This is a genomic window from Stenotrophomonas sp. NRRL B-14846, from assembly GCF_050473585.1.
Lineage (GTDB): Bacteria > Pseudomonadota > Gammaproteobacteria > Xanthomonadales > Xanthomonadaceae > Stenotrophomonas.
Window position 1 is genome coordinate 173,872 of sequence record NZ_JBFLUN010000022.1, and the last position, 17,378, is coordinate 191,249.

Genomic DNA, 17,378 nt, shown 5'->3' on the forward strand with positions numbered 1-17,378 from the left:
GCTTCTGCATCATGAACGCACCTGCTTCATCAGTTCGTTGCAGACTTCGCTGGTGGGCTTGTACTGGCCCTTCTTCCAGGCATCGGTGATCTTCTTCTGCGTCTGCGCTTCGGCCGTGTCATAGGCCTGGTCGAAGCCTGCTTCGGAACCGAACACGGTTTTTGCCTGTGCCTTGTGGCTTGCACGCAGCTTGGCCGCCTGTTCCGGGGTTGCGCCGCACGCCAGGGCGTTGCCTGCATGCGTGCCGCCCAATGCGCCGAACTGCGCCGCGCCGCCGCCTTGTGCGACTGCGGTGCCGCTGCCGATCAGCAAGGCGGAGGTGATCACTAGCTTCGTCATGAAATACCGCATGTTGATGTTCCTCATCCGGCCCGTTAGCGGGCATCAATCCCCTGTGGCCCGAGCATAGCAACAGGCAGTGAGTGCCAGCGTGTCGTTGCATCGCGATGGCACGGCCAGTGGTCAGGGCGTGGACAGGAGGGGCGGGGTGCCGCGACGTGGGGCAGATCCTGTCGTTGGACGGCCGTCGAACGTGGAAGCGGGGTGGCCGGCCCGGCATCCACGCATGGCGTGGATCTACTGATGCGAGGTACAACCGGTCAGACATCCCCGTATGGCGGAGATCCACTGATGGATCTGGAGCAACAAGCCCCTCTGTTGAGGGGCTGCCCCGACAGGGGCGGGGAGAGGCCGGCAAGGGGAGGGGCCCGAACGTTGCGCAGCAACGTTTGGGGCGAAGCGCGTGCAGCGCACTTCGCGTCCCCAGCCAGCGGCTTCTGCGAGGTACAACCGGTCAGGCATCCCCGTATGGCGGAGATCCACTGATGGATCTGGAGCAACAAGCCCCTCTGTTGAGGGGCTGCCCCGACAGGGGCGGGGAGAGGCCGGCAAGGGGAGGGGCCCGAACGTTGCGCAGCAACGTTTGGGGCGAAGCGCGTGCAGCGCACTTCGCGTCCCCAGCCAGATAACTGAAAAAGGCTGCCCGAAGGCAGCCTTTTTCAGTTATCTGGCGGAGAGAGGGGGATTGTCGGGTGCATCCATGCACCCGATCCCGGTGCGCGTCGCGCACCGGGACCCGCCTGCGGCGGTCCGGTTCTGCTCCTGCAGAACCGTCGAACCCCGGCAGGGCTTCTCTCGCCCGATGCTCTCCGCCAGCCAAATAAAAAAGCCGCCCAGAGGGCGGCTTCTTCATTTATCTGGCGGAGAGAGGGGGATTCGAACCCCCGAAGCGCGGTTTAGACGCTTACACACTTTCCAGGCGTGCTCCTTCAACCACTCGGACACCTCTCCGGATCCCTGCCATCGGCAAACGCCTCAGCAGGGGCGCAGATTCTAGCGGGCTGCGCGGCACTTCACAAGCACCCCGGCCAGGAACCTGCGAAGGGCGTGCCGGGGGCGAGGGGGGCTGGACAGGCATGGCACAATGGAACATCCGATGGAAAACGGTGGCCTGATGTCCTATCTCGTCCTTGCCCGCAAGTGGCGTCCGAAGCGTTTTGCCGAGCTGGTGGGCCAGGAACACGTGGTCCGTGCGCTCAGTAACGCGCTGGACAGCGGCCGGGTCCACCACGCGTTCCTGTTCACCGGCACCCGCGGCGTGGGCAAGACCACCATCGCGCGCATCTTCGCCAAGTCGCTGAACTGCGAGCAGGGCACCAGCGCCGACCCGTGCGGCCAGTGCGCGGCCTGCCTGGATATCGACGCTGGCCGCTACATCGACCTGCTGGAAATCGACGCCGCGTCCAACACCGGCGTGGATGACGTGCGCGAGGTGATCGAGAACGCGCAGTACATGCCCTCGCGCGGCAAGTACAAGGTCTACCTGATCGACGAAGTGCACATGCTGTCCAAGGCGGCGTTCAACGCGCTGCTGAAGACGCTGGAAGAACCGCCGGAGCATGTGAAGTTCCTGCTGGCCACCACCGATCCGCAGAAGCTGCCGGTCACCGTGCTCAGCCGCTGCCTGCAGTTCAACCTCAAGCGCCTGGATGAAGACCAGATCCAGGGCCAGATGACCCGCATCCTGACGGCGGAAGAGATCGAGGCCGACGGCAGCGCCATCGTGCAGCTGGCCAAGGCCGCCGATGGCAGCCTGCGTGACGGCCTGTCACTGCTGGACCAGGCGATCGCCTATGCCGGCGGCGCGCTGCGCGAGGACGTGGTGCGCACCATGCTGGGCACCGTGGACCGCACCCAGGTGGCGGCGATGCTGGATGCGCTGGCCGAGGGCGATGGCCCGCGCCTGCTGCAGGTAGTGGCCGCGCTGGCCGAATTCTCGCCGGACTGGAGTGGCGTGCTGGAAGCGCTGGCCGAAGGGCTGCACCGCATCCAGGTGCAGCAGCTGGTGCCGGGCGCCGCCGCCGCGGAAGGCCTGGATGTCGCGGCATTCGCCGAACGCCTGCGCCCGGAAGTGGTGCAGCTCTGGTACCAGATGGCCTTGAATGGCCGCCGCGACCTGCCGCTGGCACCGAGCCCGCGTGCCGGCTTTGAAATGGCCGTGCTGCGCATGCTGGCGTTCCGCCCGGCCGCAGCGGTACCGCCGGTGCCTAAGGCCGTCGACGGTGCGGTGGGCGGCACGCCGGGCGGCAACGCTGGCGGTGGTGGCGCCGGTACCGGTACCCACGAGGCGACGCCGGCCGCTGCTGCTGCTTCGGCCAGCCCGGCGGTGGCGGCGCAGGTGGCCGCGCCGGTGCAGGCTGCGCCGCGCGAACCTGAACCCGAACCCGAGCCGGCCACGCAACCGGAGCCGGATCCGATGCCTGAGCCCGAGCCGGTTCCGGTGGAAGAGCCCGTGTCGCCGCCGCCGGTGAAGGCCGAGGCCGAGGCGCCTGCTGTCACTGCAGAGGCAAGCGACGATCTGCCGCCGTGGGCCACTGACGAAGCCGAGGCGCGTGACGAGGCGTTGGCGGCCGAGATGTCCGGCCCGGACGCCGCCATGGCTGCGCCCTGGCACGAACCGCCGGCTCCCGTCGCGGCTCCCAGCCAGCCTGTGCCGTCGGAGCGCCCGTTCCGCGCCGAAGGCATTGCCATTGCACCGGCCGAACATGCCGAACCGGCCCTGGCGCCTGATGCCGCGCCGCAGGAAAGTATCAGCGAGCTGGCCACTGCCGAAGACTGGCTGGATCTGGTCGCCAACAGCGGCCTGAGCGGCCCCTCGCGGCAGCTGGCCGCCAACGCTGCATTCATCAGCTGCCAGCACGGGACCTTGAAACTGGGCCTTTCGCCCGGATTTGAATACCTGCGCTCGGAGCGCGCGCTGGCTGCCCTGGGCGAGATGCTGCAGAAGGCCCTCGGCCAGGCGCCGAAGATCGTGGTCGAGACCGTGGAAACCGAGCACGTTCCGGCCGAGACCCTGCACCAGCGGGCCGACCGCCAGCGTGGCGAGCGGCAGCAGGTGGCAGAGGCTGTTTTCATGGACGACCCGGAAGTGCAGGTGCTGATCCAACAGCACGGCGCACGGGTTGTTTCCGATTCCATCCGTTCTTTTGACGAGTAAGACACTATGCGCGGCAATATCGCCCAACTGATGCAGCAGGCCCAGAAGATGCAGGAAAACCTGCAGAAGGCCCAGGAAGAAATCGCCAAGATCGAAGTGACCGGCAGTGCTGGTGGCGGCATGGTCAGCGTGACCCTGACCGGCGCCAAGGAATGCCGCAAGGTGCGCATCGACCCGTCGCTGGCCAGTGACCCGGAGATGCTGGAAGACCTGATCGCCGCCGCCTTCAACGATGCGTCGAACAAGATCGATGCCGAGTCGAAGTCGAAGATGGGTTCGGCCACCGCCGGCATGCAGCTGCCGCCGGGCATGAAGCTGCCGTTCTGATTCCTGGCGGGGCGCCTGCCTCCGCAGGCGCCCGCTGCAACCCACAGTCGAGCATGGCTCGGCTCTACACGTAGCTGTCGAGCCTGCTCGACGCCAAGAAAGCATGCCGCCGTGTCCGCACCCCTGCTTGAACAATTGATCGATGCACTGCGGGTGCTGCCTGGCGTCGGCCAGAAGACCGCACAGCGCATGGCCTACCACCTGCTCGAGCGCGAGCGCGAAGGTGGCCAGCGACTGGCCGAAACCCTGGCGCTGGCGGTGGAACGCATCGGCCACTGTGCGCAATGCCGCGACTTCAGCGAAACCGAGCTGTGCCCGACCTGCGCCAACAGCAGCCGCGAGCGCAGCCAGCTGTGCGTGGTCGAATCGCCGGCCGACCGCCTGGCCATCGAGAACGCCACCGGCTTCCGCGGTGTCTACTTCGTGCTGCAGGGCCGGCTGTCGCCGCTCGATGGCATCGGCCCGCGCGAGCTGGGCCTGGAGCAGCTGGAGCAGCGGCTGGCCGAGGGCGAGGTGCAGGAGCTGATCATCGCCACCAGTGCCACCGTCGAAGGCGAAGCCACCGCGCACTACCTGGCGCAGCTGGCGCGCGCGCGCAAGGTGCAGCCCAGCCGGCTGGCGCAGGGCCTGCCGCTCGGTGGCGAACTCGAATACGTTGATCGCGGCACGCTGTCACACGCGTTCGGCACGCGCAGCGAATTCCGCGACTGAGCCCTGTCCGGGCAACGCCCGGCGTGTCCGGCCTACAATGCGGAAGACATCCCGCCGAGGCCGACCATGAGCAACGAAACCCTCTTCAGCAAGATCATCCGTCGCGAGATCCCGGCCACCATCGTCTACGAGGACGACGAGGTGCTGGGCTTCAAGGACATCGCACCGCAGGCGCCGGTGCACGTGCTGTTCATTCCGAAGAACGAGATCATCCCGACCCTGGACGACCTGCAGCCGTCGCAGGCGCACCTGATCGGCAAGCTGGCCCTGGCCGCCGCCGAGTACGCGCGCCGCGAAGGTTTCGCGCAGGATGGCTACCGCATCGTGATGAACTGCCGCGAGGATGCCGGGCAGACCGTGTTCCACATCCACATGCACCTGCTGGCGGGTGCGCCGCTGGGGCATTTCGGTACGCCGGGGCGCTGAGCGCCCGGCATCCACCCTTGCCCGCCGTGGATCCACGCGATGCGTGGATGAAGAAAGGCCGCCCGAAGGCGGCCTTTTCCGATCACGCATGGCGGGTGGCGATCACCACCAGCCCCAACGCCCGTAACCACCCCAGTACGGGCCATACGGGCCCGGGCCCCACGGGCCATAGGGATAGGGCACCACATCGACCTGGCGCTGTTCCGGCCACAGGTAGATCACATCGGCCGACAGCTTCGGCAGGCGGTAGTCGTACTCGCCGATGCGGGTGTTCTGGTAGCCGTCGATCTTGCCGATGAAGGTCACGTCGCGGCCGGCTTCAAACACGGCCGGGTCGTAGAAACCGGCGCGGCAGGCAATGAAGCGGCCGTCGCTGGCGTCGGACGAGGTGGTGTTCGGGCGGCCGCTGGCGTTGAGCGGGCGCGAGATCATCTGGAAGCAGGTCTCGCCCTGGCCGGGCTTGGTTTCGATGATGCGACCGCCCCAACGGACCGGCGTGCCGACCTGCTGGGTGGCGACCGAGTCGCGCGGGGAAACCAGGCTGAACTGTCCCTGCAGCGGCTTGGGGGCCGTGGCGCAGGCCGACAGGGCCAGCGTGGCCACAGCGGTGAGGAGGAACTTGGTGTTCATGGGGAGGCTCCGGAAGTCGGGCGATGCCTGCGCAGGTCCCGCAATAATGAAGCGAGGTCGGTGCAAGTTCCAGCGTAACGCGCGTCGGCGAAACGCTGGCTGAGTGCGAGCAGGGCCGGATCGGGGCGCTGGGCGTGTACCCGCCGTGACCAGTCGCATGCCGTCTCGTTGGGTTCGCGGGCCAGGCCAAGGCGTGCATAGCGCCGCCCCAACCGGTGCCAGGCGCGCAGCAGCGGGTCGCGCTCGCGCTCGCCGCGGGCCAGCAGCCAGGCCATCCACGCCAGTGCCAGCAGCGCCGCGACCACGAAGCCGGCCACCAGCTGCGCCGGCCCGAGATCATCCAGCCCGAACGGCTTGAGCAGCTGTTGCTGGCGGCGTGCGTCGAAGGACAGCACCAGGTCGTTCCAGCCGCGGCGCAGCCAGTCACCCATCTGCCCCAGCTGCAGCCAGCGCTGTTGCAGCGGGGTGTCCGTGCCGGCCTGCAGGCGATCGTCCAGCGTGTCCAGGATGCGTTCCGGCGCCACGGCCGCAGTCGGGTCGACCCGGACCCAGCCGCGCTGCGGCAGCCAGACTTCGGCCCAGGCGTGGGCATCCATGCGCCGCACCACCCAGTAGTCGCCGATGCGGTTGCGGGTGCCGCCCGCGAAGCCGGTCACCACCCGGGCCGGAATGCCGGCGTTGCGCATCAGCACCACGAAGGCCGAGCTGAAGTGCTGGCAGAAGCCGGCCTTGTAGTTGAACAGGAAATCGTCGACCGGATCGCGCCCGGCCACCGGGGTGTCCAGCGTGTAGGAGAAGTCGCGGGTGATCCATTGCAGCGCACGGCGGACGATGGCCTCGTCATCGTTGCCGGCCTCCTGGCGCCATTGCTGTGCCAGCTGGGCGGTGCGCGGATTGAAGCCGGGCGGAAGCTGCAACGCGGCGCGGCGCAGGTAGGGGGACAGATCGGTGTCGAACCGTTGCGGAGGCGCCGAATGCAACCGCCAGCGGCTGAGCGCGGACAGCGTGCGGTCGCTGCGCAGGCTCATGTCCGCATCGAAACTGCTGCCTTCCGGTGCGCGGCTGGGCAGGTCCAGGGCCACCAGCAGGCGACGGTCGGTGGGTTCGTAGTCGATCTGGTAGTCCCATCCCTGTGCGGCGGCTTCGACCACGGGGGCAGGGCGCCGGGCCGTCGCGCGATCGCGGCTCCAGCGGTGGCCATCGAAGGAGGTCAGCACCGGGCCGCGCCAATAGCGCTGCGCGGGCTCGGGCACCGCGCCGAAGAACTGCACGCGCAGCGCCGGGGTGTCGTCGGCCATCAGGTCCAGCCATTGGTCCGGCGCCATGCTGTCAGCCAGGCCCGGTGTACCCACCGCTCGTTCGGGTACGCCCCACAGCGGCGTGGACAAGCGCGGGAACAGCCAGAAGCAGGCCAGTGCCAGTGGCAGGCCGATGCCAAGCAGGCGGCCGATGCCGCGCAGTTGACCGCGCAGTGGCAGGCGTGGGCTGCGGCCCTCGTCCTGGGCCAGGCGTTGCAGGGCCAGCAGTGCGGCAACCGCGGCCAGTGCCGCCAGTCCCGTGGTCAGCGGGCCCTGGTCGAGCAGGAAGGCTGCGAAGGGTGAGAACAGCGCGAAGCCCAGCAGGCTGCGCGCATCGCGCAGGTTGCGCAGTTCGCTGGATTTGATTGCCAGCATCGCCGCCAGCAGCGCACAGCCGGTATCACGGCCCGGCCGCACCATGCCCATCTGCCAGACGATGGTGGCGAGCATGGCCAGCACCAGCAGCAGGCGCACCGGCATCGGCAGCACGCGCCGCCAGGAAAGTGCAGCGGTCAGCACGGCGGCGATCGCGATCACGATGGCCAGCACCGGCGGCAGCTGCAGCAGGAGTGGCAGCAGCGCCAGCGCTGCGCTGGCCAGGGTCCAGCTGCGGGCGTTGCGATCGAGCAGGACGGCAGGCTCAATCATGGGGCATCAGCGCCAGTGCGCGCAGGCACAGGTGGTGGTGGCTGGCGCCCTGGCCGGGCCCGAACGGTGGATGGGCCGGAAGCAGCAGTGTGTAGCGTCGGCCTTCGCGCTCGGCCATGTCGACCCAGCGTGCCAGCCGCGCGATGCGCGCTTCATGGCCCAGCGGTGCCAGCGCGCGCCAGTCCAGCACCACTTCGATGCCGATCGGCTTCTCGTACTCGCGTACCAGCAGGCTGTCGCGGCGTGCCGAGTGTTTCCAGGCAATGCTGCGCGGGGCGTCGCCGGCACGATAGGGACGCAGCTGGTGCAGCTCATCGCCACTGGCGTGGGCGCGGGTGTGCAGTGGATCGCTGCCACTTTCCGGAAGCGGCGGTGCCAGTGCCTCGGCCAGTGGATAGACCAGCAGCGGCTGTTCCGGCCACACCCACGACCATGCCCGCACCAGCCCCAGCGGCTGCGTGCTCGACAGGCGGATGCGCGGCAGTTCCAGCCAGCCGCGGCGCTCGCTGGGGACATCCAGCTCCACTTCGCCGCGACCGTGTGCAGGCAGTGCGACCCAGGCCTCGCTTGCACCCAGTTGCAGGTGCAGCCCATGGCGCGCGCGCGGGTCGCGCAGCGACAGGTCCACGCGCAGGCGCAGGGGATGCCCCGCTGGAACCGGTTCGGCGGAGATTGCATCGATCTGTATGCCGGACAGCTGCAGGTGCGCGGCGATGGCGCTGGCGATCGCCGCCGCGGCCAGCAACAGGGCCAGCAGCAGGGCCGGGTTGTTGTTGTAGTTCAATGCGCCCAGCAGCATCGCCGACAGCAGGGTGGCGACGAACAGGCCGAAGCGGGTCGGCAGTACATAGATGCGATGGCGGTCCAGCCGCTGCGGCAAGGCTTCGGGCCTGCGTGGGCGTGCCAGCAGCTGCATGCGTGCCCAGCGCGTGGCCACCTTCAGTCCACCGCGACGGTCTGCAGGATCGCCCGCGCCAGTGCAGGCCCGGAGCTGGATTCGGCCTCCGCCACCAGTCGATGGCCGGCCACCGCCACGAACAGGGTCTGCACGTCTTCGGGCACCACATGCCCACGGCCGAGCAGCAGCGCATGCGCCTTGGCCGCGCGCAGCAGGGCCAGCCCGGCGCGCGGTGACAGGCCCACGCGTACGCCGGCATGCTGGCGGCTGCGGGTCAACAGTGCCTGCACGTAGTCGATCAGCGCGTCGCTGGCATGCACCTGGCCAACCGCTTCACGCAGCGCTCGCACCTGGGTGTCGTCCAGCTTCGGCACCGCGCGCGCGATCAGGTCGCGACGATCACTGCCACGCAGCAGCTCGCGCTCGGCCTGCGCGCTCGGGTAGCCCATCGCCAGCCGCAGCAGGAAACGATCCAGCTGCGAATCCGGCAACGGGAAGGTGCCGGACAAGTCGACCGGGTTCTGCGTGGCGATCACGAAGAACGGGTCGGGCAGCGGATGCGTCTGTCCATCCAGGGTGACCTGCTGTTCTGCCATCGCTTCCAGCAACGCGCTCTGCGTGCGCGGTGGCGCGCGGTTGATCTCATCGGCCAGCAGCACATGGGTGAACACCGGGCCGGGGTGGAACTGGAACTGGCGGCTGCCGGCTTCGTACACCGACACGCCGAGCACATCGGCCGGCAACAGGTCGGAGGTGAACTGCACGCGCTGGAAGCTGAGGCCGAGGCTGCTGGCCAGTGCATGCGCCAGCGTGGTCTTGCCCAGGCCGGGCAGATCCTCGATGAGCAGGTGGCCGCCGGAAAGCAGGGCGACAAAGGCCAGCCTGACTTCCGGCACCTTGCCCAGCACCAGTGCGTTCACCTGATCCTGTGCCTCCCGCAGGGCCTGGCGCAGTTGATCGGTTAGCATGCTGGGATTGGGGGACGAGGCTGGCATGATCGTCTCAGGTCTGGAATCCATTCGATTATCCATAGAGCAATGCAAGGCGAACAGCGCGCGCGGACAATATTTCTCTGGTTATGGACGCTGATCACAGCGGCCAAGCTGGTGGTGGCTGCGCGCCTGCCGCTGTTCGTCGATGAGGCGTTCTATTGGCAGGAAGGCCAGCACCTGGCCGCTGCCTATTCCGACCTGCCGGGGCTGACGGCGTGGCTTGCACGCCTGGGCGTGGAGATCGGTGGCCATCATGTGCTGGCATTGCGCCTGCCGTTCCTGGCCATCGGTGCGCTGCTGCCGTTGCTGGTGGCGCGCATCGCCACGCGCTGGTTTGGCAACGTCGCAGGGTGGCAGGCGGGCAGCCTGACCCTGCTGATGCCGCTGTCAGCCACGCTGGGCCTGCTGGCCGTGCCGGATGTGCCGATGGCACTGGCCGCAGTGATCTGCCTGCATGCAGGTGCGCGCCTGCTGCACAACGTGGATGCGTCGTCGGCGATGAAGCTGGCGCTGGGCCTGCTGATCGGTGCGCTCAGCCACTACCGTTTCATCGGTGTCATCGGTGTCGGCTTCATTGCGCTGCTGGCGCTGCCGCAGGGCCGCCGCATGCTGGCCGACCCGCGCGTGTGGGTGGCGCTGGCGGTGGGTGTACTGGCCTGGCTGCCGTTGCTGGCCTGGAATGCGGACAACCATGATGCCGGCCTGAAGTTCCAGGTGGTCGAGCGCCACCCGTGGACGTTCGAATGGGACGGACTGTGGTTCCTGGTGATCCAGCCGATGCTGGTGACGCCGATCCTGTGCATCGCGATGTGGAAGGTCGCCCTGGCCGGTACCCGCAGCGGTGGTGGTGCGCGGGTGCAGTGGCGCTATTTCGGCCTGGTGGGCGGGGTGTCGACGCTGGGCATCTTCCTGCTGGGCTTCTTCACCGATGTCGAGCGGATCAGTTTCCACTGGCCGTTGCCGGGTTACCTGGCGCTGCTGGTGGCGGTGCCGGTGGTCCTCAACGGCTGGCCGCGCTGGCTGCGTCGTACCGGCTGGTGGCTGGCGGCTGCCGGCACTGTGCTGGCTTTCGGCTACTACCTGATGGCGTCCACGCCGGCGCTGCGCGAGCAGATGGCTGGCAGCAAGTACTACCCGCGCAACTTTGCCGGCTGGCAGCCGCTGGCCGTGGCGGTGCGTGACGAACTGCGGCAGATGCCGCCGGGCACGCGTGTGCTGGCGGGCAACTTCAAGGTCGGTGCCGAACTGGGCTTCCAGCTCGGCAACGGTGATATCGAGGTGTTGCCACATCCGCTCAACGACAAGCATGGGCGGACCGCACAGCTGGCGCAGTGGGACCTGCTGCACGAAGGCCCGCGCAGTACGCCGATGCTGCTGGTGCTGTCACCCAGCGACCAGCGCTACCGCGATCTGCTGGCGCGCTATCACGCCATCTGCGAGCAGGTGGGGTCGTTGCCGGCGCCGCGCGTGGTCAGCAGCGATCATGGTTTCCAGCGCTTCCTGCTGTTCCGGCTGCCGGTGCAGCGCGCGCAAGGGCCCTGCGTGACGCCGGCGATGGCCTGGCTGGATGCGCCGTCCAATGGTGAGAAGGTCTCCGGAACGCTCGCCATCAAGGGCTGGGCATTCAAGGATGGCGTCGGGTTGGCGCGCATCGAAGTGCTGGTCGATGGTCGTTCGATCGGTGATGCGCGCTACGGGCGCATGTTCGACATCCGCCACACCTGGCCGGACAGCACCGATCCGCAGCATCCGGCGGTGGGCTTCGACGCATCGCTGGATACCACCACGCTGGCGCCGGGGCGGCATTGGCTTGGCCTGCGCCTGCACGGGCGCGACGGCAGTGTGGAGGAATGGCAGGAGCAGCCGTTCGAAGTTCGTTGAGGCTTCTGCTTTCGTAGAGTCGAGCATGGCTCGACGCTACAAAAAGCGCAGTCGAGCATGGCTCGACGCTACAAAAAGCGCAGTCGAGCATGGCTCGACGCTACAAAAAGCGCAGTCGAGCATGGCTCGACGCTACAAAAAGCGCAGTCGAGCATGGCTCGACGCTACAAAAAGCGCAGTCGAGCATGGCTCGACGCTACAGTTCAGGGCACTGCGAACCCGGCCTGGCGCAGTAGTCGGCACAGCGCAATCAGTGGCAGGCCCACCAGCGCGGTCGGGTCGCGGTTGTCGATCGCCTCGAACAGGCTGATGCCCAGGCCCTCGCACTTGAAGCTGCCGGCGCAGTCCAGTGGCTGCTCGGCGGCGACGTAGCGCGTGATCTCCTGCGGGTCCAGCACGCGGAAGCGCACTTCGGTCAGATCCAGGGCGGCGAGGGATTCTCCATCCCGCCTGAGACTGATCGCCGTGTGGAAGCGCACCGTCTGCCCGGACATCGCCGCCAGCTGCGCACAGGCCGCCTCGACCGTGCCCGGCTTGCCCAGCGGCTGGCCATTCAGGTCGGCCACCTGATCCGAGCCGATCACCCAGGCGCCGGGGTAGCGGTCGGCCACCTCGGCGGCCTTGGCGGCGGCCAGGCGCGTGGCCAGGGCCAGCGGAGCTTCCCCATTCAGGGGAGTCTCATCCACGTCCGGGCGTGCGCAGTCGAAGGGCAGGCCCAGCCGTTCCAGCAGTTCACGGCGGTAGCGGGAGGTGGAGGCCAGGACCAGTGACATGTGACAATACCGGGGCAGGGCGCGGCAGTCTGGCCCCTCCACGGCGGCAGCGGCAAGTCCTGTATGGCGGGCATTTGACAGCGGGCGGCGCGATCCTTAGTATTCAGCGGCTTATGTCCGCGAACGTGCCCGAAACGCTGGATGCCTGGCGGATGGTTGTAGCGCGAAGGCGCTTCGACGGTCAGGTCTCCCTGGCTGAATTGACCCGCCTGCAGGGGTTGGTCGCAGATACCGACGGCGAGTGTGTCTACTCGCTTGAATTCGGTCGCGACGACGTCTTGCGGGTATCCTATGTGGAACTGACCATCGACACCGCGTTGCCGCTGACCTGTCAGCGCAGCATGCAGCGATTCCTGTTGCCGGTGAAGGTGACCCAGAGGCTTGGCCTGATCCGCGACGAGGACGAGGAATCGTCCCTGCCGGAGGAATACGAGGCGTTGCTGGTGCCGGAAGACGGCCAGCTGCGTCCGTTGGACCTGGTCGAGGACGAGTTGGTGCTGGCAGTGCCTGTTGTGCCGCTGTCGCCCGACGGTGAGGCAGTCGACAAGGACTGGGCACCGAGCGAAGAAGAAACGAAGAAGGCCAACCCGTTTGCGGCGTTGGCAGCACTGAAGAAACAATAGCAGCCGGATTGTCGTCGGCGGCTGCGGCGAAAGCGAAAGTGTGCTGGGCGCTGGCGTCCTGCGCGACGATACGACGAAGCAAATCGAACCGAGTTTGGAGCAATCCCATGGCTGTGCAGAAATCCCGTGTCACCCCGTCCCGCCGCGGCATGCGTCGTGCCCACGACGCCCTGAGCGCCAAGCAGCTGTCGACCGACCCGACCACCGGCGAAGTGCACCTGCGTCACCACATCACTGCCGACGGTTTCTACCGCGGCAAGAAGGTCATCCAGACCAAGACCTCGGCCGTCGAAGAAGATTGATGTGCCGGGAAGGCCGCTGCCTCCGGGCAGCGGCCTTTGCCTTCTTTCCCGGGCGTGCCGGTGATCGGCGGCCCGCGCAACAGGAAACATGATGAGCAAGCGGATCTATTCGAGGATCGCGGGCACCGGTAGCTATTTGCCGGAAAAAGTCCTGACCAACGCCGACCTGGAAAAAATGGTCGAAACCTCGGATGAGTGGATCCAGTCGCGCACCGGAATTCGTGAACGGCACATCGCGGCCGAAGGCGAAACCACCAGCGACCTTGGCTACAACGCCGCCCTGCGCGCGCTTGAAGCCGCAGGCATCGATGCCTCGCAGCTCGACATGATCGTGGTCGGCACGACCACGCCTGATCTCATTTTCCCGTCCACCGCGTGCCTGATCCAGGCCAAGCTCGGTGTGGCCGGGTGCCCCGCCTTCGACGTCAACGCGGCCTGTTCGGGCTTCGTGTTCGCGCTGGGCGTGGCCGACAAGTTCATCCGTTCCGGCGACTGCAGGCACGTGCTGGTGATCGGCACCGAAACGCTGACCCGCATGGTCGACTGGAACGATCGCACCACCTGCGTGCTGTTCGGCGATGGCGCCGGCGCTGTCGTGCTCAAGGCCGACGAAGACACCGGCATCCTCAGCACCCATCTGCATGCCGATGGCAGCAAGAAGGAGCTGCTGTGGAACCCGGTCGGCGTTTCGACCGGCTTCAAGGACGGCGCCAACGGTGGCGGCACCATCAACATGAAGGGCAACGACGTGTTCAAGTACGCCGTCAAGGCGCTGGACTCGGTCGTGGACGAGACCCTGGCCGCCAACGGCCTGGACAAGTCCGACCTGGATTGGCTGATCCCGCACCAGGCCAACCTGCGCATCATCGAAGCCACCGCCAAGCGCCTGGACATGTCGATGGACCAGGTCGTGGTGACCGTCGACAAGCACGGCAATACCTCGTCCGGCTCGGTGCCGCTGGCGCTGGACGCCGCCGTGCGTTCGGGCAAGGTCGAGCGCGGCCAGCTGCTGCTGCTGGAAGCCTTTGGCGGCGGCTTCACCTGGGGTTCGGCCCTGTTGCGCTATTGATAGTGCAAGTTACGACAATGTGAAGCTTTGTCGTTGCGGCCCCTCTGGGGCCGTAACGCGTTTAAGGAGGACCTGTCATGGTTGAGCCCATCGTCATCGAAGGGCAACGTGCCTGGCTGAAGCAGTACGGCAAGGGAAGCCGAGCAATGGCCCTGGGCCTGCTCAATTTTGTTGCCCGCCGTTTCCATCTCGATGCCCTGCGCCCGCCGCCGCACCGCGGTGGCGACGCCGCACGCGAAACCGAAGCCCGCCGCCTCGCGGAACTGCAGGCGCAGGGTGTGAACGTGCCTGACGTGCTGGGCACCGGTCATGCCGCGCTGGTGATCGGCGACAACGGCAGCTCGTTCAATACCTGCCTGCGTAGCGCCGATGAGGCCGGTCGCGATCAGCTGGTGATGGCGGCGATGCAGGCCATTGCCGAGGCGCATGCCCGTGGTGCCTATTTCGGCCAGCCGTTGCCGCGCAACCTCACCTGGGATGGCGAGAAGGTCGGCTTCATCGACTTCGAGGAAGATCCGCTGGAAGTGATGGATCTGTCCGAAGCGCAGGCCCGCGACTGGCTGATGTTCGGTTACGGCGTGGCCAAGTACTACGCCGACCGCCCCGAGCACCTGCAGGCGATGATGGCCGAGGCGATGGGCGATGCCCAGGCGCCGGTGCGCGAGCACGTGCATGCGGTCAGTGGCCGCCTGCGCAGCCTGGCCCGGGTCTGCATGAAGCTGGGTCGCTCGGCGCGCGCGCTGGCCCATTCGATCTTCATCACCCATGGCGCCAGCACCACCGGCGTGCTGATGCTGGTGGGCCTGTGCGTGGATTTCCTCGCCGACGGCGATCTGGACGTCCTGCAGCTGTTCTGCTGATGGCTGATAGGGGTCAGATCCCTTTTCCTGCGGAAAAGGGATCTGACCCCGTTGCGCTTGCCCGGCCGCCCACCATACGCGTGCATACGCGCACGTACAGACGACACGGCATGTTCCCCCTTATCATGGCCCGCTTCGATTGCAACAAGCGGATGACCGCGTGACCGTATCCACCCTCGCTTTTGTCTTCCCCGGCCAGGGCTCGCAGTCTGTGGGCATGGTGGCCGAGCTGGCCGAACTGCACCCGCAGGTGCGTGAAGCCTTCACCGAGGCATCCGATGGTGCCGGCGTCGACCTGTGGGCGCTGTCCCAGGGCGGCCCGGAGGAAATGCTCAACCGTACCGAATACACCCAGCCGGCCCTGCTGGCCGCAAGCATCGGCGTGTGGCGCGCCTGGAACGCCGTGGGCGGTCCGCGCCCGTCGGTGCTGGCCGGCCACAGCCTGGGCGAATACACCGCCCTGGTCGCCGCGGGCGCACTGAGCCTGCATGACGGTGCGCACCTGGTGCGCCTGCGCGGCCAGCTGATGCAGGAAGCCGCACCGGCCGGTGTCGGCGCCATGGCCGCCGTGCTCGGCGCCGAAGACCAGCTGGTGCTGGACGTCTGCGCCGAAGCCGCAGGCAGCCAGGTGGTGGTGCCGGCCAACTTCAATTCGCCGGGCCAGATCGTGATCGGTGGCGACGCCGACGCGGTTGACCGTGCGCTGGCGCTGCTGGCCGAAAAGGGCGTGCGCAAGGCCGTGAAGCTGGCCGTGAGCGTGCCCTCGCACACACCGCTCATGCGCGAAGCTGCCAACCGCCTGGCCGAAGTGATGGCTGGCCTGTCCTGGCAGGCGCCGCAGCTGCCGGTGGTGCAGAACGTCGACGCCCAGATCCACAGCGGCATCGACGCGATCCGTACCGCGCTGGTCCAGCAGCTGTACCAGCCGGTGCAGTGGACCGGTTGCGTGCAGGCGCTGGCCGCCCGTGGCATCACCCAGATCGCCGAGTGCGGCCCGGGCAAGGTGCTGACCGGCCTGGTCAAGCGCATCGACAAGGCCATCGACGGCCGTTCGCTGGCCACGCCCGGCGACTTCGAAGCCGCCCGCGAGGCATGGTCGGCCTGATTTCCCTGTTCCTGCCGACCGTACCGGTGGCCGCTGCAAGCGGCACGCGTACGGCGGCCGTCCCAGCCTGAGGAAAACATCATGAGCAAGCCCCTGCAGGGTGAAATCGCACTGGTCACCGGCGCCAGCCGTGGCATTGGTGCCGCCATCGCCGATCTGCTGGCCGCCCAGGGCGCCACCGTCATTGGTACCGCCACCACCGAATCCGGCGCTGCCGCGATCGGTGAGCGCCTGGCCGCCCACGGCGGTCACGGCCGCGCGCTGAACGTCACCGACGCCGCCGCGCTGGATGCCGTGCTGGCGGACATCGCCAAGGAATTCGGCCCGATCTCGATCCTGGTCAACAACGCCGGCATCACCCGCGACAACCTGCTGATGCGCATGAAGGACGAGGACTGGGCGTCGATCATCGACACCAACCTGACCAGCGTGTTCCGCACCAGCAAGGCGGTGATGCGCGGCATGATGAAGGCGCGCAAGGGCCGCATCATCAACATCGCATCGGTGGTGGGCGTGACCGGCAATGCCGGCCAGGCCAACTACGCCGCGGCCAAGGCCGGCATCATCGGCTTCAGCAAGTCGCTGGCCAAGGAAATCGGTTCGCGCGGTGTCACCGTCAATGTTGTCGCACCCGGCTTCATCGACACCGACATGACCAAGGCGTTGCCGGAAGAAGCGCGTACCGCGCTGATCAACGACATCGCCCTCGAACGCCTGGGTTCGCCGGAAGACATCGCCCATGCGGTGGCCTTCCTGGCCGGCCCGGCTGCCGGTTACATCACCGGCGAAACCCTCCATGTGAACGGCGGCATGTACATGCCGTAAGCAAGGGGCGCAGGGATTGCGCCGCAAGTGGTTGATCTGCGAAGGTTTTTGCTGCAATGCAAGGCCGCGCCGGTTTCCACTACACTATCCCACGGCCATCGCCTTTGATGGCGACCACTTTTGAACCACAACTCCATCTGGAGCGAGATCCCATGAGCACCATCGAAGAACGCGTCAAGAAAATCGTCGTCGAACAGCTTGGCGTCAAGGAAGAAGAAGTCACCAACAGCGCATCGTTCGTCGATGACCTGGGCGCTGACTCGCTGGACACCGTTGAGCTGGTGATGGCCCTGGAAGAAGAATTCGAGTGCGAGATCCCGGACGAAGAAGCCGAGAAGATCAGCACCGTGCAGGCCGCCATCGACTACATCAAGGCCCACGTCAAGGCCTGATGTCAGACGGCAGTGCGCGCGCGGGCCCATGCTCGCCGCGCACCGCACCCCATGGGGCCGCAGTTGCGGCCCCGTGTGTTTGAGCATCACACCGAAGCAAACCGAGTTGCCCGTTGAAATCA

Annotated in this window: 18 protein-coding genes and 1 tRNA gene; 12 read left to right on the forward strand and 7 right to left on the reverse strand. The window is 67.2% G+C overall.

Annotated elements, in window-relative coordinates:
* Positions 1–9: 9 nt before the first annotated feature.
* Together AB1281_RS02895 and AB1281_RS02900 are read right to left on the reverse strand one after the other, a co-directional pair.
* The gene (locus AB1281_RS02895; RefSeq protein ID WP_164114918.1) at positions 10–339 is read right to left on the reverse strand and encodes a hypothetical protein; all 330 of its coding nucleotides are present in this window, start codon (positions 337–339) and stop codon (positions 10–12) included.
* An 858-nt stretch (positions 340–1,197) separates the two neighbouring features.
* A tRNA-Ser gene (locus AB1281_RS02900) sits at positions 1,198–1,290 on the reverse strand.
* A gap of 145 nt (positions 1,291–1,435) precedes the next feature.
* On the opposite strand from AB1281_RS02900, the gene dnaX reads away from it, so the two are divergent.
* The 4 genes from dnaX (at position 1,436) to AB1281_RS02920 (ending at position 4,960) form a co-directional block, all read left to right on the forward strand.
* Complete coding sequence (gene dnaX / locus AB1281_RS02905; RefSeq protein WP_430345004.1) at positions 1,436–3,496, forward strand: DNA polymerase III subunit gamma/tau; 2,061 nt, start codon at positions 1,436–1,438, stop codon at positions 3,494–3,496.
* 6 nt (positions 3,497–3,502) lie between these two features.
* A complete protein-coding gene (locus AB1281_RS02910; RefSeq protein WP_004154630.1) occupies positions 3,503–3,823 on the forward strand; it encodes a YbaB/EbfC family nucleoid-associated protein in 321 nt (106 codons plus the stop codon).
* 111 nt (positions 3,824–3,934) lie between these two features.
* Positions 3,935–4,534 carry a recombination mediator RecR gene (gene recR / locus AB1281_RS02915; protein ID WP_154262515.1) on the forward strand — a complete coding sequence of 200 codons (600 nt, stop codon included), beginning with the start codon at positions 3,935–3,937 and terminating at the stop codon, positions 4,532–4,534.
* Positions 4,535–4,600: 66 nt separating this feature from the next.
* Positions 4,601–4,960, forward strand: coding sequence for a histidine triad nucleotide-binding protein (locus AB1281_RS02920; RefSeq protein WP_014646179.1), 360 nt, complete (start codon positions 4,601–4,603; stop codon positions 4,958–4,960).
* A 102-nt stretch (positions 4,961–5,062) separates the two neighbouring features.
* Here the strand turns inward: AB1281_RS02920 and AB1281_RS02925 are convergent, their stop codons facing one another.
* The 4 genes from AB1281_RS02925 to AB1281_RS02940 are packed head-to-tail and all read right to left on the reverse strand — an operon-like array spanning position 5,063 to position 9,429.
* Complete coding sequence (locus AB1281_RS02925; protein WP_014036182.1) at positions 5,063–5,590, reverse strand: Slp family lipoprotein; 528 nt, start codon at positions 5,588–5,590, stop codon at positions 5,063–5,065.
* Positions 5,587–7,536 (reverse strand): transglutaminase TgpA family protein, encoded by a 1,950-nt coding sequence (locus tag AB1281_RS02930; RefSeq protein ID WP_430345005.1) that lies wholly within the window; start codon positions 7,534–7,536, stop codon positions 5,587–5,589. Before AB1281_RS02930 ends, AB1281_RS02925 begins: the two co-directional genes overlap by 4 nt.
* Positions 7,529–8,452 (reverse strand): DUF58 domain-containing protein, encoded by a 924-nt coding sequence (locus AB1281_RS02935; RefSeq protein ID WP_168356064.1) that lies wholly within the window; start codon positions 8,450–8,452, stop codon positions 7,529–7,531. Before AB1281_RS02935 ends, AB1281_RS02930 begins: the two co-directional genes overlap by 8 nt.
* Positions 8,453–8,475: 23 nt before the next feature.
* Complete coding sequence (locus tag AB1281_RS02940; RefSeq protein WP_014036185.1) at positions 8,476–9,429, reverse strand: AAA family ATPase; 954 nt, start codon at positions 9,427–9,429, stop codon at positions 8,476–8,478.
* Positions 9,430–9,471: 42 nt separating this feature from the next.
* On the opposite strand from AB1281_RS02940, the gene AB1281_RS02945 reads away from it, so the two are divergent.
* Positions 9,472–11,307 (forward strand): glycosyltransferase family 39 protein, encoded by a 1,836-nt coding sequence (locus AB1281_RS02945; protein ID WP_430345006.1) that lies wholly within the window; start codon positions 9,472–9,474, stop codon positions 11,305–11,307.
* Positions 11,308–11,510: 203 nt separating this feature from the next.
* On the opposite strand, the gene AB1281_RS02950 is transcribed toward AB1281_RS02945, so the two are convergent.
* Positions 11,511–12,080, reverse strand: coding sequence for a Maf family protein (locus AB1281_RS02950; RefSeq protein ID WP_430345007.1), 570 nt, complete (start codon positions 12,078–12,080; stop codon positions 11,511–11,513).
* Between the two features lie 113 nt (positions 12,081–12,193).
* Between AB1281_RS02950 and AB1281_RS02955 the strand changes: the two genes are divergently transcribed.
* The 7 genes from AB1281_RS02955 (at position 12,194) to acpP (ending at position 17,256) form a co-directional block, all read left to right on the forward strand.
* Positions 12,194–12,703, forward strand: coding sequence for a YceD family protein (locus tag AB1281_RS02955; protein WP_049404889.1), 510 nt, complete (start codon positions 12,194–12,196; stop codon positions 12,701–12,703).
* Between the two features lie 107 nt (positions 12,704–12,810).
* Complete coding sequence (gene rpmF / locus AB1281_RS02960) at positions 12,811–13,005, forward strand: 50S ribosomal protein L32 (RefSeq protein WP_004154640.1); 195 nt, start codon at positions 12,811–12,813, stop codon at positions 13,003–13,005.
* Positions 13,006–13,096: 91 nt separating this feature from the next.
* Complete coding sequence (locus AB1281_RS02965) at positions 13,097–14,074, forward strand: beta-ketoacyl-ACP synthase III (protein ID WP_032127766.1); 978 nt, start codon at positions 13,097–13,099, stop codon at positions 14,072–14,074.
* Positions 14,075–14,151: 77 nt separating this feature from the next.
* Entirely contained in the window at positions 14,152–14,934 is a 783-nt protein-coding gene (locus tag AB1281_RS02970) for a serine/threonine protein phosphatase (protein ID WP_430345008.1), read from the forward strand.
* A 160-nt stretch (positions 14,935–15,094) separates the two neighbouring features.
* Complete coding sequence (fabD, locus tag AB1281_RS02975; protein ID WP_014036190.1) at positions 15,095–16,039, forward strand: ACP S-malonyltransferase; 945 nt, start codon at positions 15,095–15,097, stop codon at positions 16,037–16,039.
* 81 nt (positions 16,040–16,120) lie between these two features.
* Positions 16,121–16,864: a 3-oxoacyl-ACP reductase FabG gene (gene fabG / locus AB1281_RS02980; protein ID WP_049421577.1), complete on the forward strand. Its 744-nt coding sequence runs from the start codon at positions 16,121–16,123 to the stop codon at positions 16,862–16,864.
* 152 nt (positions 16,865–17,016) lie between these two features.
* Positions 17,017–17,256 carry an acyl carrier protein gene (gene acpP / locus AB1281_RS02985; RefSeq protein WP_005415509.1) on the forward strand — a complete coding sequence of 80 codons (240 nt, stop codon included), beginning with the start codon at positions 17,017–17,019 and terminating at the stop codon, positions 17,254–17,256.
* Positions 17,257–17,378 lie beyond the last annotated feature (122 nt).